21 protein-coding genes, 1 tRNA gene and 1 rRNA gene are annotated in these 20,602 nt (G+C 38.9%); 17 read left to right on the forward strand and 6 right to left on the reverse strand.

Features of this window, described 5'->3' with window-relative positions:
* Window positions 1-106 precede the first annotated feature (106 nt).
* The 6 genes from rrf to tsaD all read left to right on the forward strand — a co-directional run bounded on the left by rrf (window position 107) and on the right by tsaD (window position 3,192).
* A 5S ribosomal RNA gene (rrf, locus tag AC2YHV_RS24300) occupies window positions 107-222 on the forward strand.
* A gap of 66 nt (window positions 223-288) precedes the next feature.
* Window positions 289-362, forward strand: a tRNA-Met gene (locus AC2YHV_RS24305).
* A gap of 201 nt (window positions 363-563) precedes the next feature.
* The gene (tsaE, locus tag AC2YHV_RS24310) at window positions 564-1,016 is read left to right on the forward strand and encodes a tRNA (adenosine(37)-N6)-threonylcarbamoyltransferase complex ATPase subunit type 1 TsaE (protein ID WP_034306358.1); all 453 of its coding nucleotides are present in this window, start codon (window positions 564-566) and stop codon (window positions 1,014-1,016) included.
* Window positions 1,016-1,708, forward strand: a complete 693-nt coding sequence (gene tsaB, locus AC2YHV_RS24315; protein WP_053533462.1) for a tRNA (adenosine(37)-N6)-threonylcarbamoyltransferase complex dimerization subunit type 1 TsaB — start codon at window positions 1,016-1,018, stop codon at window positions 1,706-1,708. The genes tsaE and tsaB overlap by 1 nt, the downstream gene beginning before the upstream one ends.
* 21 nt (window positions 1,709-1,729) lie before the next feature.
* A complete protein-coding gene (rimI, locus tag AC2YHV_RS24320; RefSeq protein ID WP_053533463.1) occupies window positions 1,730-2,182 on the forward strand; it encodes a ribosomal protein S18-alanine N-acetyltransferase in 453 nt (150 codons plus the stop codon).
* Window positions 2,179-3,192, forward strand: a complete 1,014-nt coding sequence (gene tsaD / locus AC2YHV_RS24325) for a tRNA (adenosine(37)-N6)-threonylcarbamoyltransferase complex transferase subunit TsaD (protein ID WP_053533464.1) — start codon at window positions 2,179-2,181, stop codon at window positions 3,190-3,192. The genes rimI and tsaD overlap by 4 nt, the downstream gene beginning before the upstream one ends.
* Window positions 3,193-3,470: 278 nt before the next feature.
* Here the strand turns inward: tsaD and AC2YHV_RS24330 are convergent, their stop codons facing one another.
* Complete coding sequence (locus tag AC2YHV_RS24330; protein ID WP_487374357.1) at window positions 3,471-5,390, reverse strand: ABC transporter ATP-binding protein; 1,920 nt, start codon at window positions 5,388-5,390, stop codon at window positions 3,471-3,473.
* 133 nt (window positions 5,391-5,523) lie between these two features.
* On the opposite strand from AC2YHV_RS24330, the gene moaC reads away from it, so the two are divergent.
* Together moaC and AC2YHV_RS24340 are read left to right on the forward strand one after the other, a co-directional pair.
* On the forward strand, window positions 5,524-6,030 hold the full coding sequence (gene moaC / locus AC2YHV_RS24335; protein WP_034306347.1) for a cyclic pyranopterin monophosphate synthase MoaC: 507 nt from the start codon (window positions 5,524-5,526) through the stop codon (window positions 6,028-6,030).
* A gap of 33 nt (window positions 6,031-6,063) precedes the next feature.
* Window positions 6,064-6,723: a redox-sensing transcriptional repressor Rex gene (locus tag AC2YHV_RS24340; protein WP_034306345.1), complete on the forward strand. Its 660-nt coding sequence runs from the start codon at window positions 6,064-6,066 to the stop codon at window positions 6,721-6,723.
* Window positions 6,724-6,751: 28 nt separating this feature from the next.
* Here AC2YHV_RS24340 and AC2YHV_RS24345 read toward each other — a convergent pair whose 3' ends face one another.
* Window positions 6,752-6,964 (reverse strand): YdiK family protein, encoded by a 213-nt coding sequence (locus AC2YHV_RS24345; protein ID WP_034306342.1) that lies wholly within the window; start codon window positions 6,962-6,964, stop codon window positions 6,752-6,754.
* Window positions 6,961-7,686, reverse strand: a complete 726-nt coding sequence (locus AC2YHV_RS24350) for a CPBP family intramembrane glutamic endopeptidase (protein ID WP_034306339.1) — start codon at window positions 7,684-7,686, stop codon at window positions 6,961-6,963. Before AC2YHV_RS24350 ends, AC2YHV_RS24345 begins: the two co-directional genes overlap by 4 nt.
* Window positions 7,687-8,019: 333 nt before the next feature.
* On the opposite strand from AC2YHV_RS24350, the gene groES reads away from it, so the two are divergent.
* Together groES and groL are read left to right on the forward strand one after the other, a co-directional pair.
* Window positions 8,020-8,304 carry a co-chaperone GroES gene (groES, locus tag AC2YHV_RS24355; protein WP_034306337.1) on the forward strand — a complete coding sequence of 95 codons (285 nt, stop codon included), beginning with the start codon at window positions 8,020-8,022 and terminating at the stop codon, window positions 8,302-8,304.
* A 58-nt stretch (window positions 8,305-8,362) separates the two neighbouring features.
* Complete coding sequence (gene groL, locus AC2YHV_RS24360) at window positions 8,363-10,000, forward strand: chaperonin GroEL (RefSeq protein ID WP_034306335.1); 1,638 nt, start codon at window positions 8,363-8,365, stop codon at window positions 9,998-10,000.
* Between the two features lie 490 nt (window positions 10,001-10,490).
* On the opposite strand, the gene AC2YHV_RS24365 is transcribed toward groL, so the two are convergent.
* The 3 genes from AC2YHV_RS24365 to AC2YHV_RS24375 form a co-directional block, all read right to left on the reverse strand.
* Window positions 10,491-10,637 (reverse strand): BH0509 family protein, encoded by a 147-nt coding sequence (locus tag AC2YHV_RS24365; protein WP_127777491.1) that lies wholly within the window; start codon window positions 10,635-10,637, stop codon window positions 10,491-10,493.
* Window positions 10,638-11,072: 435 nt separating this feature from the next.
* Window positions 11,073-11,546, reverse strand: coding sequence for a hypothetical protein (locus tag AC2YHV_RS24370; protein ID WP_487374358.1), 474 nt, complete (start codon window positions 11,544-11,546; stop codon window positions 11,073-11,075).
* Between the two features lie 97 nt (window positions 11,547-11,643).
* Window positions 11,644-11,739 (reverse strand): hypothetical protein, encoded by a 96-nt coding sequence (locus tag AC2YHV_RS24375; RefSeq protein ID WP_487374359.1) that lies wholly within the window; start codon window positions 11,737-11,739, stop codon window positions 11,644-11,646.
* Window positions 11,740-12,077: 338 nt separating this feature from the next.
* Here AC2YHV_RS24375 and AC2YHV_RS24380 point away from each other — a divergent pair, with 338 nt between their 5' ends.
* The 7 genes from AC2YHV_RS24380 (at window position 12,078) to AC2YHV_RS24410 (ending at window position 20,601) form a co-directional block, all read left to right on the forward strand.
* Window positions 12,078-12,656, forward strand: coding sequence for a hypothetical protein (locus AC2YHV_RS24380; protein WP_403088730.1), 579 nt, complete (start codon window positions 12,078-12,080; stop codon window positions 12,654-12,656).
* 18 nt (window positions 12,657-12,674) lie between these two features.
* A complete protein-coding gene (locus AC2YHV_RS24385; RefSeq protein ID WP_262871071.1) occupies window positions 12,675-13,049 on the forward strand; it encodes a YhaI family protein in 375 nt (124 codons plus the stop codon).
* Between the two features lie 733 nt (window positions 13,050-13,782).
* Window positions 13,783-15,828 carry a CocE/NonD family hydrolase gene (locus AC2YHV_RS24390; RefSeq protein ID WP_487374360.1) on the forward strand — a complete coding sequence of 682 codons (2,046 nt, stop codon included), beginning with the start codon at window positions 13,783-13,785 and terminating at the stop codon, window positions 15,826-15,828.
* A gap of 26 nt (window positions 15,829-15,854) precedes the next feature.
* Window positions 15,855-17,147: an MFS transporter gene (locus tag AC2YHV_RS24395; protein ID WP_095679975.1), complete on the forward strand. Its 1,293-nt coding sequence runs from the start codon at window positions 15,855-15,857 to the stop codon at window positions 17,145-17,147.
* A gap of 299 nt (window positions 17,148-17,446) precedes the next feature.
* Window positions 17,447-18,133, forward strand: a complete 687-nt coding sequence (locus tag AC2YHV_RS24400) for a TetR/AcrR family transcriptional regulator (RefSeq protein WP_057276534.1) — start codon at window positions 17,447-17,449, stop codon at window positions 18,131-18,133.
* 495 nt (window positions 18,134-18,628) lie between these two features.
* Entirely contained in the window at window positions 18,629-19,969 is a 1,341-nt protein-coding gene (locus tag AC2YHV_RS24405) for a sensor histidine kinase (protein WP_222620050.1), read from the forward strand.
* Window positions 19,966-20,601, forward strand: a complete 636-nt coding sequence (locus AC2YHV_RS24410; protein WP_063574469.1) for a response regulator — start codon at window positions 19,966-19,968, stop codon at window positions 20,599-20,601. The genes AC2YHV_RS24405 and AC2YHV_RS24410 overlap by 4 nt, the downstream gene beginning before the upstream one ends.
* Window position 20,602 lies beyond the last annotated feature (1 nt).

Raw genomic sequence — 20,602 nt, forward strand, 5'->3', positions numbered from 1 at the left:
AAAAATGAAATACCTTCTTATTATCTAGTTTTGAAGGAATGAAAATTTCTTCTTGCATTTTGACTTCATACATGTTATGATAGTAAATGTGCTAAAAGATTAAATGTTTGGTGGCGATAGCGAAGAGGTCACACCCGTTCCCATTCCGAACACGGCAGTTAAGCTCTTCAGCGCCAATGGTAGTTGGGGGTTTCCCCCTGTGAGAGTAGGACGCCGCCAAGCTATAATCTTTGTATTCTTTTTGAATAAACGGGAATACTAAATTTATAAAAGAAACATTTATACCGTCGCGGGGTGGAGCAGTCCGGTAGCTCGTCGGGCTCATAACCCGAAGGTCGCAGGTTCAAATCCTGTCCCCGCAATCATGAAAAAAACGAAACCTAGGTTTCGTTTTTTTGTTTTATCTGTTATTCGAATAATATGTCCTTAACTTATTTGTTTCTTCTTTTGAAACAAGGTAAACTACATATAGAATGGTTTTTGTTCCATAATATTGCGTTTATGGTTCTCGACATGAACTATAGGACGGACGTTTTCCTAATAATGATAAAGGTGATTGATATATGCAACATGTTGAATGGATTTCTCAGAATGAGGAAGAAACAGCGCAATTTGCGCACAAATTGGCACAAAAGCTTTCCAGTGGAGATGTGCTGGCTCTAGAAGGTGACTTGGGTGCAGGGAAGACGGCATTCACAAAAGGGCTGGCTAAAGGATTGGGTGTTACCAGAATGGTGAATAGCCCTACCTTTACGATAATAAAGGAGTACATGGGTCGCTTACCTTTGTATCATATGGATGTCTATCGGGTAAGTGAATCGGAAGAAGATTTAGGCTTTGATGAATATTTTGATGGTGATGGTGTGACTGTCGTTGAATGGGCCCATTTAATAAAGGATCACCTCCCAGAGGAGATCTTGACCATTTATATCTATCGTTTGGGCGATACAAGCCGGCGTATCGTTTTGGAAGCCAAAGGCGAACGATATGTAAAGTTATGTAAGGAGATTATTTGATGAAGGTTTTAGCTATAGATACATCGAATTTCACATTAGGGATTGCACTTGTAAACGGGAATCAAGTAATTGGTGAGTATACGACGAACCTAAAGAAAAATCATTCGGTGCGGGTAATGCCAGCAATTGAAACACTGCTGAGGGACTGTGATACTAAACCGAAGGAATTGACTAAGATAGTGGTCGCTCAAGGTCCAGGCTCCTATACAGGGGTCAGGATTGGAGTGACGATAGCGAAAAGCTTGGCCTGGACGCTTCAGATTCCGTTATCAGGTGTTTCCAGCTTAGAGGTTTTAGCAGCTAATGGACGTTATTTTAACGGGTTGATATCTCCCTTGTTCGATGCAAGAAGAGGGCAGATTTATACTGGATTATATGAAATGGAAAAGGATTCTTTAAAGACAGTCATTGAAGATTGTAATATTCTATCCTCTGAGTGGGCGAATCAATTGAAGGAATTAAATCGTCCTGTTTTATTTGTTGGTCAAGATGTTGACATCCATCGGGTTGCAATTACTGATGCATTAGGTGAATTAGCGGTATTTGCTCCAGTACAGTCATATAATTCAAGGCCAAGCGAACTGGCCTTCATTGGTCTTGATAAGGCTGAAGTGGATGTTCACCAGTTTGTACCGAATTATATCCGCATGGCTGAAGCAGAAGCTAAGTGGCTTGAACAGCAGGGGAAATAAACAAGGAAAGCGACGATCATTATGAGTAAAACATTGACGTTCCGAAAGATGAATACGGCAGATATCGACCAAGTGCTTAACGTGGAAAAGCAGTCCTTTACTTTGCCTTGGAGCCGGGAAGCTTTTTTTAATGAATTGAATCATAATCAATATGCTGTATACATGGTGATAGAGGATGAAGGGAAAATTGCCGGTTATTGTGGTGCCTGGATCGTCATTGATGAATCGCACATCACCAATATTGCGATATTACCAGAATATCGAGGGCAAAAGCTTGGAGAAGCTTTGCTCAGGAAGATGATTGAAATCTCCATTTCAATGGGTGTGGTGAGGATGACACTTGAGGTCCGTGTCAGTAATGCCGTAGCCATTTCGCTTTATGAAAAACTTGGTTTCCAAAAGGGCGGAATCCGAAAGAATTATTATACTGACAATCAAGAGGATGCTTATGTTATGTGGGTGAATTTTTCATGAAAAAAGATCAAATTATTTTAGGAATTGAAACAAGCTGTGATGAAACTGCGGCAGCCGTCATAAAAAATGGAACGGAAATACTGAGTAATGTCGTGGCTTCACAAATAGAAAGTCATAAACGTTTTGGCGGTGTCGTCCCGGAAATAGCTTCCCGTCATCATGTAGAACAAATTACTATTGTTCTTGAAGAAGCACTGCTGCAAGCGGGTGTGACATATGAAGACTTGGATGCCATTGCCGTTACAGAAGGTCCCGGCCTTGTAGGGGCACTATTAATAGGTGTGAATGCGGCGAAGGCTGTAGCTTTCGCACATGGAATACCAATTGTCGGTACGCATCATATCGCTGGTCATATCTATGCAAATCGGCTTATTCAGGAGATTGAATATCCTGCGCTTTCTTTAGTCGTTTCGGGAGGTCATACGGAATTGGTGCTTTTAGAAGAACCGGGTTCTTTCAAGGTGATCGGGGAGACTCGGGATGATGCAGCAGGGGAGGCGTATGATAAAGTGGCTCGAACCTTGGGGCTCCCTTATCCTGGCGGGCCTCATATCGATAGGCTTGCGCAAGAAGGCTCACCATCTTTGAAACTGCCTAGGGCATGGTTGGATGGCAGCTATGACTTTTCTTTCAGCGGGTTGAAATCAGCGGTAATCAACACTTTGCATAATGCAGAACAGCGCGGGGAAAAAATTGAACCTAAAGATTTAGCGGCAAGTTTCCAAGCAAGCGTGATAGAAGTGCTTGTAATGAAAGCTGTGAAGGCTGCAAAGGAATATAATGTGAAACAGGTATTGCTTGCTGGAGGAGTTGCGGCAAATAAAGGCCTTAGGGAAGCATTAACGGAAGCTTTTAAGGATTTACCTATGGATATATCCATTCCGCCCCTCTATCTTTGTACCGACAATGCTGCCATGATTGGTGCTGCTGGCAGTGTCATGTTTGAAAAGGGAAAGCGATCCGGTTTGGATTTGAACGGAAATCCTGGATTGGATATAGAAGCATTTTAATGGACGAGAAGACAGGATCCGTCACTTTGGCATCCTGTCTTTTTATCGTGTTAATAAAATAATAGAATATTCTGTGGATAAAGTTTTTTTGATAATCATCCTGCATGTGTATAAAGGGGTGTTTTTGTGGATAAGTGGATATGTTTCTGTGGATAATGTGTATAACTCAAATTAATGGCTAATGAGCGGTAAGTGGTTTGTTAATAAGTTTGTGGATAACTTTCAAGTGACACTTTGGTTGGAAAAGAAAAAGACCGAGTCAATTGACTCGGTCTTTTTCATTCTTCCAGTTCAGCCCATTCTTCGAGAAGCTGATCCAAACTTTCTTGTGCATGATCAAGTTTTGTTTGGACTTCCATTACCTTTTCGTGGTCCTGAAAAACATTTGGATCACATAGGAGGTCATTATATTCGTTTATTTCGGTTTCAAGAAGCTCCATGGCTGCCTCGATTTCCTCAATGCGCCGTTTTCGCTGGCGTTCAGCTTTTTTTGCTTCTTTATCAATTTTGTAATTTGTTTTTTCTACAGCCGCATCTAAAGATTTAGCCTGATCCTGCTGTTCAAGTGCTTGGATTTCCGCTTGCTCCTGTTTCTTCTCTAGATAGTAATCATAATCACCGAGGAATTCTTCGTTGCCGTCTTTGGAGAGCTCTATCACTTTCGTTGCTATCCGATTTATGAAATAACGGTCATGTGAGACGAATAGAATAGTTCCCGGATAATCAATTAATGCATTTTCAAGCACCAATTTACTATCGAGGTCCAAATGGTTCGTTGGTTCATCAAGAATTAAAAAATTGCCTTTTTGCATCATCATTTTGGCTAGAGCAAGCCGGGCCTTTTCGCCCCCGCTTAGTGTGGAAACGGTTTTCAAAACATCATCCCCGCTAAATAGGAAATTACCGAGTACGGTGCGAATGTCCTTTTCCGGTTTAAGGGGATAGTCGTCCCATAATTCATTGAGTACGCGTTTATTGGAAACAAGGTTAGCCTGTTCTTGATCGTAGTAGCTGACTTCTACGTTCGTTCCAAAACGGAAATCTCCAGAAAGGGCAGGCAGCTTGGAAATGATCGTTTTCAAAAAAGTTGATTTTCCAACTCCATTTGGGCCGACAAGAGCTATGCTCTCTCCTTTTGTCATCCGGGAATTAATATTCTTTGATACCGTTTCCCCTTCGTATCCGATAGCCAGGTCCTGGAGGTGGAGTACTTCATTTCCGCTTTGCCTTTCAATCTGGAAAGAAAAATTCGCGGATTTTTCATCACCTTGCGGCTTGTCCAGTACATCCATCTTTTCGAGCTGTTTACGTCTGCTTTGTGCTCTTTTCGTTGTGGAAGCCCTTGTGATATTACGTTGGACAAAATCGCGAAGCTTTTCGATTTCCCCTTGCTGTTTCTCGAACAGTTTCATGTCCCGCTCATAATCCTCCGCTTTTCCCTCTAGGTAAGAACTATAATTACCATGGTATTTTTTCATGTTATTCCGGGAAATCTCATATACCAGGTTTACTACTTTATCTAAAAAATAGCGGTCATGGGAAACAATGAGGACAGCTCCCTGGTAGCCTTGTAAATATTGTTCAAGCCAAGAGAGGGTTTCGATATCCAAATGGTTCGTCGGCTCATCCAGAATCAATATATCCGGTTTCCTTAAAAGCAGCTTACCTAAGGCAAGCCTTGTTTTTTGCCCGCCGCTTAATGTGGAAATTGGGGTAGAATAGTCAAAGTCGGCAAACTGAAGACCATGCAATACGGAACGGATATCCGCTTCATATTGATAACCTCCCTTCTCTTTGAATGCCACCATCAAAGTGTCGTATTCATTCAGCACTTTTTGGTAAACCGTTTCGTTTTCAAAGATGTCAGGTCTGGCCATATCAGCCTCAAGGCGACGCAGTTCCTTTTCCTGCTCTATAAGATCAGTGAATACAGTAAGCATTTCATCCCAAATGGTCAATGCGGATTCCAATCCAGTATCCTGGGCCATATAGCCGATGGTGACGCCTTTTGGTTTGATTATTTCACCGCCATCATGGGAAAGCTGCCCGGCAATGATTTTTAGCAGAGTGGATTTGCCGGCGCCATTTCGGCCGACAAGGGCAATTCGATCTTTATTTTGAACTTCGAGCTTCATATTTGATAAAATAAGTTCAGCTCCATAATATTTCGATAGTTGATTGATTTGTAATAAAATCATAGATTTCACCTCAATTGATTACTGTTAGTTTAACGTATTTTAGTTATTATCGGCAACAGCTTGGTTCCAAGCTGAAAGAAAAGCTATTACATAAAGTGGAATAATAGTGTATGATTTAGGAGGGGTTACTTAAATGGGAGACTTAACGCATTTTAATGAACAGGGCAGGGCCAAAATGGTCGATGTGAGTGCTAAGCCTGAAACAACCCGGACGGCAGTGGCTCAGTCGAGCATTTTATTGAATGATGAAATATATGAATTGGTCACGAACCATAAAATGAAAAAAGGTGATGTACTGGCTGTTGCACAAGTTGCAGGAATCATGGCCAGCAAAAATACATCCAATATAATTCCGATGTGCCATCCCATTGCTCTGCAAGGGGTCAATATAGCCTTTGATTGGGAAAAAGAAGAACAAGGATATAGGCTTAGGATTGAAACGGAAGCTAAGACAAAAGGGAGTACAGGTGTGGAAATGGAAGCGTTAACAGCTGCATCCGTGACTGCCTTGACTGTTTATGACATGTGTAAGGCCATTGATAAGGGAATGGTGATCGGGCCTACATTCTTAGTGGAGAAAACAGGCGGAGTGTCTAGTAGCGATTATAAAAGGCAAGTAAAACGAACAGATAGAGATTAAGTTGAAAAGCATGTGTGAAGGCGGGGAAGAACAATGAACCATGACCCAAAGATACCGCAGGCAACAGCCAAAAGGTTGCCATTGTATTATCGATTTTTAAAGAACTTACATTCCTCAGGCAAACAAAGAGTTTCCTCGGCTGAGCTAAGTGAAGCCGTAAAAGTGGATTCTGCTACCATTCGCCGTGATTTTTCCTACTTTGGCGCGCTTGGGAAAAAAGGCTACGGCTACAATGTCAATTATTTATTATCCTTCTTCAGAAAAACACTTGATCAAGATGAATTGACCAAAGTCGCTTTAATCGGAGTGGGAAATTTAGGAACCGCTTTTTTAAATTACAATTTCATGAAAAATAATAATACAAAAATTGAAATGGCTTTCGAAGTATCTGAAGAAAAGGTCGGCAAGCGAATAGCTGATGTGCCCATCTACCATATGGATCAAATCGATACACTATTGCAAGAAAATAATATTACTGCAGCGATATTGACAGTGCCTGCACAGGTAGCCCAGACGATAACCGATCGTCTAGTCAAAGCTGACATAAAAGGAATATTGAATTTCACACCTGCACGGCTGACCGTGCCTCCATCCATAAGGGTCCACCACATTGACCTGGCCGTGGAACTCCAGTCGCTCATCTACTTCCTGAAGCATTATCCGGTAGTGGAAGAAGCCGCATTGGAGGAATGAAAAAACGCTGCATTTATGCAGCGTTTTTTTATTTTTTCTTATTTTTTTGTGCGGCTTTAATCTTAAAGTGCAGCATGATCATGCGTAATCCCGATCCAAAATCAAGAGTCGCAATAAGGACAAGTATGTAGGCAAAGAGTCCCCATCCAGAAGAATTGACGGTTTGAATTGCGATAGCGGTAAAAAGAGCCCCTAAGCCTGCATAAATGATGCCCATGAATAATGGTGATTGACGTTTCATAATAAACCTCCGATGAAGGCCTGTGCAGTATCTAGCATCTTCTCAATATCCTCCCGATATACCACTTGAAGGATGATAACAAGCGTGTTCATCGCAATATGAGCGCTCATGGAAACGAGAATGCGGCCTGTTTTCGCATAAAGGAAAGCAAAAGTGAAGCCCATTGCCGTATATAAAAGAAGATGTTCAAATTCACCATGCGCCAAGCCGAAAATAACTGAGCTGATTAAAGCTGAAATAAAGAAGTTAAAGCGTTTATGAAGTGATCCGAAAATAATTTTACGGAAAATTAATTCTTCCAATATAGGTCCAATTACTGAAGTGACGAAAATGACCATGGGGACTTTGTAAATGAGTGAAATGAGTTGCTGCGTATTTTCAGATTCAGACTCCACCCCAAGCATTTGTTCAATGCTTCCGGCAATGCTTTGCGCAAAAAGAGCCATGAACACTCCTGCAATTGCCCATAATATGGACATGGATACGGAAGTTTGGTTTCTCGTGTCCAGCTTTTCCCTCATATCCTTTCTCATTAAAAAAAGAATCAGGAATAAAGCAGCGAGAAAACTGAAAACTATCCAGTATGCTGCAGATTTCACTTCGAGTTCATCAGCCGGCATTCCGGTATAAGACCCGATCAGCATGAAAATGGGTACCCCGACAATACTGGATAATTGCATGGCAATATAAGTGATGATGACGAACCAATATTCTTTTTTCAAAAATGAAAACTCCTTTTATAGTCACCCATCCGCTTGGAACGCTACTGACATGGGGACAATCTATAAACGCATACTACAAAATGGTATCAAAAATTGGGGCAGAACACCACTTAAAGGTACCCCTAACATGACATTTCAATGACTAAGTTTAGGAAATCATTATGCTAAAGTAGTATACCCGTAATTTATCAGAAATTAATAAAAAATTTTCAATAAGATACTTGCAAAAAAGGCTCGGTTTATTTAATATTATAAATGTGTTAGCACTCGATGATGATGAGTGCTAATAATCATGAAACAAATTATCAAGAGAATATGAGGAGGTTGTTTCACTTGTTAAAACCATTAGGTGATCGCGTTATTATTGAACTAGTTCAAACTGAAGAAAAAACTGCAAGCGGTATTGTTCTTCCTGATACTGCTAAAGAAAAGCCACAAGAAGGTAAGGTAGTAGCAGTTGGTACTGGCCGTGTCCTTGAAAATGGCGAACGTGTTGCTTTAGAGGTTGCCCAAGGCGATCTAATTATCTTCTCAAAATATGCAGGTACTGAAGTTAAATACGAAGACACTGAATACTTAATTTTACGTGAAAGCGACATTCTAGCTGTAATCGGCTAATTATACATCATACTTAACTGAACGAAAATTTTCTTAAATTTTAGGGAGGTACTTATAAATGGCTAAAGAAATTAAATTTAGTGAAGAAGCTCGCCGCTCCATGCTTCGCGGTGTGGACGCACTTGCAGATGCAGTTAAAGTAACGCTTGGACCAAAAGGTCGTAACGTGGTTCTTGAGAAAAAATTCGGTTCGCCGCTTATCACAAATGACGGTGTGACGATCGCTAAAGAAATCGAATTGGAAGATGCATTCGAAAACATGGGTGCGAAATTGGTTGCTGAAGTAGCAAGCAAAACAAACGACGTAGCTGGTGACGGTACAACTACTGCAACGGTTCTTGCGCAAGCGATGATCCGTGAAGGTCTTAAAAACGTAACAGCTGGTGCGAACCCAATGGGTATCCGTAAAGGAATCGAGAAAGCGGTCAATACTGCAATCGCAGAATTGAAAGCCATTTCCCAACCTGTTGAAAACAAAGAATCAATCGCACAAGTTGCTGCAATCTCTTCAGCTGATGAAGAAGTGGGCCAACTGATTGCGGAAGCAATGGAGCGCGTTGGTAACGACGGCGTCATCACAATCGAAGAGTCTAAAGGTTTCACAACTGAGTTGGACGTAGTGGAAGGTATGCAATTCGATCGCGGATATGCATCTCCATACATGGTTACTGATTCAGATAAAATGGAAGCTGTCCTTGAGAATCCATATATCTTGATCACTGATAAAAAAATCACGAATATCCAAGAAATCCTTCCTGTACTTGAGCAAGTTGTACAACAAGGAAAACCGCTATTATTGATTGCTGAAGATGTAGAAGGCGAAGCACTTGCAACTCTTGTTGTGAACAAACTTCGTGGAACATTCAACGCTGTTGCGGTTAAAGCTCCTGGATTCGGTGACCGTCGTAAAGCAATGCTTGAAGACATCGCAGCTCTTACAGGCGGCGAAGTAATCACTGAAGAAATCGGACTTGATCTTAAATCTGCAACAATCGATTCATTAGGCCGTGCGTCTAAAGTGGTTGTTACAAAAGAAAATACAACAATCGTTGAAGGATCTGGAGATACAGCTCAAATCCAAGCTCGTGTAAACCAAATCCGTGTTCAATTAGAAGAAACAACTTCTGAATTCGACCGTGAAAAATTACAAGAACGCCTTGCTAAATTAGCTGGTGGTGTAGCGGTAATCAAAGTCGGTGCAGCTACTGAAACAGAATTGAAAGAACGTAAACTTCGTATTGAAGATGCATTGAACTCCACTCGTGCCGCTGTTGAAGAAGGTATCGTAGCTGGTGGTGGTACAGCACTTCTTAACGTATACAATAAAATCGCTGAAATCCAAGCGGAAGGCGACGTAGCAACAGGCGTGAAAATCGTTCTTCGTGCCATCGAAGAGCCTGTTCGTCAAATCGCTCACAATGCTGGACTTGAAGGCTCTGTAATCGTAGAACGCCTTAAAGGCGAAGCAGTAGGCACTGGCTTCAACGCAGCTACTGGACAATGGGTGAACATGATCGAATCAGGAATCGTCGATCCTACTAAAGTAACTCGTTCAGCTCTACAAAATGCTGGTTCTGTAGCAGCAATGTTCTTAACTACAGAAGCTGTCGTTGCTGACAAACCAGAACCTGCTGGTGCTGGCGGCATGGGCATGCCTGACATGGGCGGCATGGGCGGCATGGGCGGCATGATGTAATCATTCGCTAAATCCCTTAATAGAGGGGTTTAACGAGGATATAGAATGAGCTCACCTAACATGTGAATATCAATTTTAATGAAAAAGGCCTCTCACAGTTTACTGTGGGAGGCCTTTTCTTCGATGTTGAAAGGGAAACTTCATACATCCAATTTAACGAAAGACATACATATAGTTCTTGGCGATGGGGGAACAACAAATACTAGAGTCCTTAAAAGGAACTGTTAAAAGTTGATTGAAAATGTTTTTAACTTAGTGAAGGATCGCCCAAAGGCAGTTTTCCCTTTACAAGCATCTTTTGCTTCGGTTATTTTTGTATGAGTTTGATATGAAGCCCATAGTTGTAGATATATCAGGAGAGTCCATTAGTGGTAAAAGTGGTTTACTTCTACTCTGTCCATCGGTATGGGGGAGTCCTAAAGAATAAAAGTAAAAGCGGGAAACCATGAATTATCAATGTTTTTCCCGCTTTTATCATTTTATATTTGAGTTACATATAATCATAAACAGAGTCATCAAAATAGAGCCAGTGATAATATTCAATCTGTGAATCTGTCATCTTGGAAATGTCTTTCTCATTGAATTTTTGTTGCTCAATTAATTTCTGCACTTTGGATTTTCTTTCTACTTGGCTCATCTTAAATCCTCCTTATAGTATGAGAAGTAACGAAGTATTTAAATATTGAAAACGCTTTCTTTTTTCTTGTTTTTATTATATATCTCATTGTGAGATTAAACAAATATCAAATATAGATGATTTTTAAGGAAATAATATAGAAATGTTATTTATCTATTTTCTTTGAAGCAGTTAAAGAGGCAAGGTCGAATTCCCAAAGCCTGAGTTTTGTTAAAATATCAAGCCCAAATTCTAGTTACTTCCTTTTTCAGGGAATAACTCAAATGATTTTTGGTTTTCACTTTTAAATAAGGAAAAGCTAAATTTCACTTGTAGTTTACACATCAAAAAAACTATTTTTGTCTGTAAGTTATTGGTTCACTAGTGAACATGGCCATTCTTCTTTAGGATTAGCTTTCTTCTCATTTGCTATATAATCTCCCGCAGGACCTTATGTCAAAGAACCAAATCCAGGTAATGCAGCCAATACTGCCTGAAAACACATCTCGGGCTTACTATCTGAATATCATCTTCTGAGAGATCGATAAAATCTAGCTTCTTTTTTACTTCACCATCTTGATAAAAAGCAAGTGTTAACGAATTTTGTTTTAGGCCAAGTTTTGAAGTATCTTCTTTAGCATGATAAATATTTAAATCAATGTTTTTTGCTTTAGCTATACGTTCAATTTCCTTAGTAATGAAATCTTCTTCTTCTTTTCTACTCTCAAATGGTGACCTTACATATAAAAAGCCTGTTTCATACTTTTCAGCTTCCTCTAGACTCAATTCAGTTGTTTTACCATTTCCTTTTACACCATCACACCCACAAGCTGAAACATTCAATGTTACTATTAAATTATTAATTGAATGGGCGGGCATGATGCATCGCTTAAATCCCTTAATATAGGGGGTAACGGGAGATTCAGTCATGAATGCTCACACCAAACATGTGAATATTTTTAAAGTTGAAGGCCTCCCACAGTTTACTGTGGGAGGCCTTTTCTTTGATAGTTAAATTCGTTATGTCCTAATCGTTGTTGGATTTTTTAATTCCTACTACAGCTTCGATCAATTGGGAAGTGTAGGTATGCCTAAATAAGTGTGGAGTAATGTTCTTTTCCATTCCTGCTTTTTTCGGAAGCCGTTTAAGCTGGGTGTCAAATATTCGGAGCTTCTATGACATGTTAATAGCATTTCATCTATCTTAATCGTACGTAAAGAACCCTTTGTTTTTGGTGTTAAAAGTTGCCCATTTTAAGGGAATTGATCACCGATTCTTAAACCGGTATAGGGAATACACGATTTCTACTAGGGAAGCATCGCTGGAAAATAAGGGAATTATGAAATGTGAATTATATCGTTTCATTTTTGGAACGAGGGGATTTACTAAATATATTAGTATAAAGATAGAAGTGCGGAAACATTTACCCTAACCCCATTGTTAAAAGGAGTTTGACCAATATGAAAATTATTAGAGTTAGAGAAATTGGTGTTAAGAGAATTATAGTTCCAGCTGTTGCAAGTGCTTTTCTATTTTCAGCTTTTGCTCCATTTTCAAAAGCTTCTGCTTCTGAACTAAATGAATCAACAATTCGAACAAATACTGAAATTGGTTCTATAATAGTAACCGAGCAAACCAAAATTAGCCTAGAAGAAATAGAAAGTGTCATTGCTGACCAATCGACTCCCTCAAGTTTGTTAATGCAACAGGCCAACCCCGTCAACCCTTATGATGGTACTCAAATGTCATCTGAAATTATTCAACAATTAGAAAATGAGTCCAAAAAAAGGGGATTTAAAAAGACAGTTGTAGTGTATGCACTAAAGTATGGTGGTACAGCAATGGGCAAAATTGTTGGTAGTTTATCACCTGCCAATGGTAAGCTTTTGAAAAAACATGCTTTTGAAATTGGTGATGCATTAGACAGAATGTCTAATAAAATTGAAGCAAGATTAGTTGATTTCATGATACATGAATTAGGCTTTGCACCAAGTGCTGCTAGATCTATTGCTTGGGCAATTGCACTTTGGGTATTATAATAGTAGGAGTTGAATTTAATGGATGAGTTAATAGATGAATTTAAAAAGATGAAATATCATCAAAAGTTATTACTTACAATTGCTTTGGATAAAAATCCTGAACAATATACTTTTTTTCATTTCATTTTGAATAATGACCTGAGTGAAAAGGATTCAAAGGTAATTTTTGATATACTTCATGCTTTAGAAGATAAAAAAGAAGGTACTTACCAAAAGGGTAAATATGAAGCAGCCATTGCATCATTATTAGGAGATAATCCTTTAGTGTCCATGGATACCTTTGAAAAGGCATTGTTACATGTAAATATTGATGTGAACCCTATTTATCTAATTAAATCCTTGAGAAATCAATATTTTCAAGTTGATTTATGTAATTACCTCTTGGAACAATAAAGTATAATCTCAAAAAGCATCAGTATATTTATATTATTTCGGCAAACTAACTAAATATGCAAAAGCGAGACACCCCTTTTTCTATAGTTGCACTGACCTGAAAAATGAGAAAAGTAAAAACACCTTTTCGTTGAAAAGTAGGTATTGAATATCAGCCAATCAATGTAGAGGTTTTTTTTCTATTTCATGATAATCTCTCCTTTTGAAATTAATAGGGGTTTGAATGATTTAAAAATTCACCATCTAGGGTTGCAAACTTTTCTGCTAACCCAATTTTTATTTTTCATTCCAACGTATAGAATCTCGATTCTTAAAATTCAGGTTACACCAAGAATTTCCCAGTCCATCTAAGAGTAAAAAACCACTTTTAGATGGGCGGGCATGATGTAATCATCGCTTAAATCCCTTAATATAGGGGTTTAACGACGATTTAGAATGAGTGACCACCTAACATGCGATTATTTTTAAAGTTGATGGCCTCCCACAGTTTACTGTGGGAGGCCTTTTCTTTTTATGTAAAGTAAAAATTGAATATAATAATTCTGAAAATTTTAAGTTGTTTAACATTTCTTCGGGTGATATACTAATTTCACAAATATAATCATGATTATAAAATCACTTTGATTGTTTTGTAATTACGATTAAAAATTTATAGAAAGCGTTAATAGTAAGTTAAAAATAATGATAATGACTACTTTACGGCGGATGAAAATGAGTAAGAGGAGGATGAAAAGTGTCAACAGAATATAAAGAAAAAGAAATTATCACTAATTTTCCTTATGCATTTCAAACCATTGAAAACACTTGGATTGTTTTAAAAGATGGAACTAGACTTTCAAGTCGTATCTGGTTGCCTGAAGTTAGGGAAGGACAAAAAGTACCTGCCATTTTAGAGTACATTCCTTACAGAAAAACAGACGGTACAAGGGCAAGAGATGAACCGATGCATGGTTATTTTGCCGGGCATGGATATGCAGTTGTCAGAGTGGATATGAGGGGTTCGGGAGAATCAGATGGTCTGTTAAGGGATGAATACTTAAAGCAAGAACAAGATGATGCTCTGGAAGTTATTGATTGGATCTCAAAGCAAATTTGGTGTGATGGAAATATCGGTATGATGGGTAAATCATGGGGGGGCTTTAATTCCCTTCAAGTTGCAGCCAGAAGACCCAAAAATTTAAAAGCAATTATTACACTCGGGTTTACCGATGACCGGTATAACAATGATATCCACTATAAAGGCGGCTGCCTCTTAAATGATAATTTCTGGTGGGGGGCCATTATGCTGGCCTATCAGGTGCGTCCGCTTGACCCTCATATTGTTGGGGATAGCTGGCGTGAAAAATGGCTGGAAAGATTAGAGGAAATGCCTTTATGGATGGCGCAATGGATGGAGCACCAAACGAGAGATGCTTATTGGAAGCATGGTTCAGTTTGTGAAAATTACGATGACATTGAAGTGCCGGTTCTAGCCATCGATGGTTGGGAAGATTCTTATACGAATACCGTATTAAGTTTAATGAAAGGGCTTTCAGTTCCCAGGAAGGGGATTATTGGTCCTTGGGCACATGTATACCCTCATGATGGAGTTCCAGGACCAGCAATGGGCTTTTTGCAAGAAGCTGTTAAATGGTGGGACCATTGGCTAAAAGGAAAAGAGAACGATGTGATGGATGGACCAATGGTGAATGTATGGCTTGAGGAAAGTATGCCCCCTTCTTCCATTAAACCAGTAAGTAAAGGAGAGTGGGTTGGACTCGATTCCTGGCCATCAAATGAAGTTCTAACGCAAACTTATCAATTGACTCATGGTAAATTGCTAAAAGAAAGAGATGAAACAGAAGAGCGAGTATTATTAAAAACACCTTTAAATCATGGCCTTTTATCAGGTGAATGGATGGGTGCCGGAGTACCGGGGGAAAGTCCGTCAGATCAACGATTGGATGATGGTATGGCGATGGTATTTGAAGGGGATGTCTTAGAAAGTCCGTTGGAAATAGTTGGTTATCCAAGATTTGAAGTACAAATGACAAGTGACAAACCAAAAGCAATGCTCTTCGCACAACTATCAGATGTGGCACCAGATGGAGCCGTTACCCGTGTTTCTTATGGAGTAATGAATTTAACCCATTTAAATGGACATGATCAAGTAGACTTGTTAACCCCTGGTGAAAAGGTAAATGCATTTGTTAATTTAGACTGTTGCGGGCATAAATTTAAAGCCGGACACCGGATACGTTTGTCTATTGCAACAACTTTTTGGCCAATGTTTTGGCCAATGCCTGAGGATGCAACACTTACTCTGAATCTTGAAACCGCAAAGTTTTCATTACCGATCTTTAAAGGAAGCCGGGTATCTGGACCGAATATGAGTCCTCAATGCGCGCCATTAACTCCGACAACTATACTTTCAGAGGGAAAAGTCGATCGTTCCATTTCATACGATATTTTAACGGATACATGGACTTGCATAACCGATGGTGTAGGAGGGGTATTTGGTGAAGGGGTCTATCGCTTTGATGATATCGATGTTACGGTTGAACACAATTTGAGACGAGAGTTGACATTAAGTAATGCTAATCCTCTTTCGGCGAAATATACCATTTGTCAAAAAATGAGAATTGGGCGTGAGGGTTGGTGGATTGAAGCTGACATTACCGTTACGCAAACTTCTGATGAAGAAAGCTTTATGATTGTTGGGGAAATGGATGTTAAAGAAAACAGCCGACCGGCATTCCATAAGAATTGGGATCAAAAGATTGAGCGTTCAGGACTTTAAAAAGCCAGGGATTGGAGAGAAAAGTGATGAAAGGTAAACTAAGGAAAAATATACCTACTCTAGTCATATTAATCATTGCAGGTGAAATGATTTATACATTGCCTTATTTTCGAAACTATTATTATGATGTATTCTTAAATGCCTTTCACTTAACCAATACACAAATGGGTACGCTTGGCAGCGCTTATGGAGTTTGCTGTTTGATTTCCTATATCTTTGGAGGGTATGTGGCAGATCGATGGAGAACGAAGCACTTGTTGTCCATATCTTTATTTGCGACAGGGATTCTAGGCTTTGCTTTACTATTGTATCCCCCTTACCCTGTGTTGCTGCTAATCTATGCAGCTTGGGGAATAACATCCATCATGACCTTTTGGGTAGCATTAATAAAAGCCGTCCGTTCGTTAGCATCTGAAAATGAACAAGGAAAAGCATTCGGCTTTTTTGAAGGCGGACGCGGTGCTGCCAAAGTTATCGAATCTGCTTTGGTATTAGGACTCTTCGCCATTTTAGCAAAGCAACTGAGTGACAAGCTGGCATTGTCTTCTGTGATTATTTTCTATTCCGTGATGTGCATTCTTTTAGGGTTCATGATTATGTTACTTTATAAGGAACCAGATGGTAACAACAGTAGTGGTGAAATAAAAGAAAAGGAGGATAAAAAATTTGATTGGGCAATACTTTTGAGGATTCTCAAAATGCCAACAACCTGGTTGGCAGCCATTCTTATATTAACGTCTTATGCGATGATTAATAGTTTCTATTATATTACGCCTTATGCAACGGCCGCCTTTGGTGCTTCAACAATAATTGCCGCTGCATTGGGTTACTTTTCACAATATTGCCGCCCAATCGGAAGTTTCGGCTCTGGCATTATCGGGGATCGAATTGGTATTTCGAATATGGTCATAATTGGCTATTGTGTTCTGGCACTCGGTTTAGCTGCTCTCATCGTATTACCCGGAAAGCCTTCTTTCATCTTATTACTGTTAGTTTTTATAGCGATTATTTATATATCAATGTATGCATTACAGGCAACGCACTTCGCTATTTTGGTGGAAGGAGACTATCCTGTCGAAACAACAGGAACAGTTGCCATGCCCTTGATGATTATTGGGTATAGCGGAGAAATCTTTATGCCAATTGTTGCAGGTGCTTGTTTGGACCACTGGAGTGGTACAGACGGTTATAAAGTATTATTTACAATTTTATTAGGCTTGACGATTGTTGGGTTGATTACGGCTATAATTTGGCAAAGAGTAACGAAAGAAAAACGAAAAGAGATTTCGCTCCTGAAGAGAGAAATGAAAGCAAGTTAGCAAAAGGCAAGAGGGTACCCAAGTGATAGAATAATGAGGTTTTCTTAAAGATCCCCAAAAATGTAAAGAGGCTGGCGATAAACGTTTTGTTTTTTGCCAGCTTTTTATTTTTATACGTTTCTATTGTGGGCTAATGTTCTTTCGGCTTCCATGCCATAGTTTGGTATAATTTATCCATCAGCACTTTATTGATTAGCATGCCACTATAAAATATAGATAAGAATACAGAAAGCTTTGTTTTATAGGGTTCAGTGATTGAAATGGACCTATATCTTTTTAAAAATGTGAGGGGAATAGATATGAAAAAAAAAGAAATACAAATGGGCCGCATGTGGAAATACTTTGTGGACGCAACAGCTGAAATTATCGAAGAAGAAGGTTTAGAGAATGTAACAATAAGGAAAGTTGCGGATAAAGCGGGCTATAATAGCGCAACCATTTATAACTATTTTTCTGAAGTCTCCCATTTGATTTTTTTCGCTTCAATGAAATTCTTGAAATGCTACACAGATGAGGTGGCTGTTTATATTGAAAAAGGAAAAGATCCAATTGAAAAGTACTTATTAGCATGGGAATGTTTTTGTAATCACTCTTTTCAGCAACCACAAATCTTCCATGCGGTTTTTATTATGGACCTAGCTGATCAACCTGAAAAGTTGCTTGAAGACTATTACAAAATCTATCCATCTGATTTGATTAACATCCCTGAAGAATTAAAGACTATCCTTTTCGAACGTAATGTGTCAAAAAGAGGGCGATCCTTTTTAGAAATTGCACTAAGAGAGGGCTACATTAAAGAGGAAAACGTTGATGCGATTAATGAATTGACCATTTTAGTATGGCAGGGAATGTTTACGAATGTTTTAAATAATCGCAAAAGCTATGATTTTCAAACGGCTGCAAAAATCACCATGAACTATATAACAGAGATTGTACACAACGCAAATCTCTTTCATTTTAAAAAAGATCATGCCAATCGGCAGTAGCATTCTCCACCATTTGACAAATGAAATTTACTATATATTTGTTTTCCTAGCGACATCGAAAAAGCCTTAATCTATTGATCGAGAAGGCTTGGGATAATATCTTATTATTTCTTGTTTACCTTCAATAATCTTCCTAATGCGAAGGCACCGGCTCTTAGAGCGCATTTCTTGCCCCAGAAGCGCACCCTTTCCTTGAAAAACTTAGGTCGTTGAAACGGGACATACCTATAGAATATTAGCCATCCGTGAATGATATAAAACCTCAGTTAAAAATGACGTTACAAAACAGTTCAAGTACATAATCTTTGTTCAAGATTTAGAGTTTATTTGCAAGACTTTCGAGCATTAGAATCCATTTTTTTATAATTTTCATAATAATGATGAATTGCGTATAATGAGAATGGAAGGGTATACATACATTTAAATCAATACGAAATGAAAGAATGGTCATCATTCTATTCTAGAAGCAAATAATCGATTAAAGGTGAAATGATTATGATAGCTAGTCTTATGAGGTCTTGGACAATATGGATAAAAATTGGAGTAATTTTATTCGGGGTATTCTTACTGTCGTGGTTGGGTCCTGACGAAATTGGCCTTACTGATTTGCTTATTTCTTTAAGAGAAGGTGAAGAGACGGGAAATAAGCTAATGCTTGCCGTTTTTTTGTTAATTTCTTTAAATACAGTTTTAGCTTTGTTTCATTATATTGGTGCACTGCTGTTGGGAGACGAAATCGGTGCTCGTTTAAACCGTCCATGGTTAAAAATCGTCATTCCTCTTATTGTTATTCCTCTCGATTATATCGTGATAAATGCTTATTATTCTTTAACATACTCATTTAGCGCATATGCGTTGTTATTGTTGTTAGCCATCTTATTATTGCAAGCCTTTGAAAAGGATAGACTAAAGCCCATTATTAAAACGATTATTTGTTCTCAATTAATCTTTGGGATTGAATGGCTGAATGAGATTCCTTCTTTATCCCAATATGGATTTGGCCAAGGATCGATTTCAAAGGAATTAAAAGATATAGCGGTTCAAATTGGATTTGAGCAATCTTTAACATTGTACAGTTTAACTTTGTGTTTGATTTTTGTTATTAATGCTGTTATTTTAGCTGTGTATTTTTCTTTATCCGAACAAAGATGGCGGATAAAGCAAGAGCTTCATTATGCGCAGTTAGAAGCAATGCAGTCAAGATCAGGACGAGAAGCACTATATCTGGTCCATGATTTAAAAACGCCTCTCACAGCAATTGAGGGGCTAAATTCTTTAATTAGTTTGAAAGTGGACGATTCTAAAATTAAGGAATATTGTCAAAGGATTTCAGCATCGATTCATTCCGTTAGCGACATGATTTCCGAGATTTTATATGATGATAAAAAACATTGGTGCCGTATAAAAGATTTAGTTGAATATGTCGAAGCAAGCAGACTGAGCGGGACAAATCTTAATCTGAAGGTAGACTTTCAAACAGATCCTGAAATTAAAATTTTAATTAATAAAATCCGAATGACAAGGGCATTGGTGAATTTAATTGACAATGCTTATGATGCAGTGAATGGAGTGGAGGATGGAAAGATTTTACTTAAGGTAAAAACCTATGAAAATGAACTTTGGTTGGGCGTATCAGATAACGGGAAAGGGATTTCACCTAAAGAGCAGGTGGAAGTATGGAAAGCTGGGTTCAGTACGAAATCGCATCCAGGGATGGGATTAGCTTTCGTGCGACAAGTTGCTGAAGGACATGGTGCATCGGTGGAAATTGACAGCAAGCTTGGGCACGGGACAATAATTTGGATTAAACTAGCTGAGGGGAGTGTGTCAAGATGAACATTTTAGTCATAGATGATGATGCATCAATTCAATACATGCTAAGTGAAATTTGTGAATTTGCCGGCTGGAATGCAGATACGGCGAACAATGGAAAAGAAGGGTTGAATGTGTTTGCAGAAAAAGGAGCGGATGTTGTTTTAGTGGATTATCATATGCCGGAAATGGACGGAATAAAAACAGTGGGTGAGCTTCGTAAACTTAATGCTGATGTTCCGATTCTTGTATTAACAGTCGATGAACGACAGGAAATTGCTGATCGCTTTCTTGAAGCAGGCGCAACGGATTTTGCGTTAAAGCCTGTAAAGGCGCCTGATTTGATTTCAAGAATTCAACTGCATGCCCGCCTAGCAAAATTAACCCAATCAGCTCCGCAGCAAAAATCCAGTGAAGAGAAGGATGTATTTGTAACAAAGGGAATTAGTAAGAGAACACTTCGTCACGTTAGTGATTTTCTACATTCTAATCGTGAGCCTTTTTCCGTTGATACAATTTCTAAAGAAGTTGGATTGGCTTATCCGACCGTCTATCGCTATATTATGCATTTACTTGATGAAGGAAAAGTGGAAACTATTGTGAGTTATCAAAAAATAGGAAGACCCAAAAATTTATATCAATGGATTGTTGACTAAG

The sequence above is a fragment of the Peribacillus sp. SRI_006 genome (genome assembly GCF_057586375.1).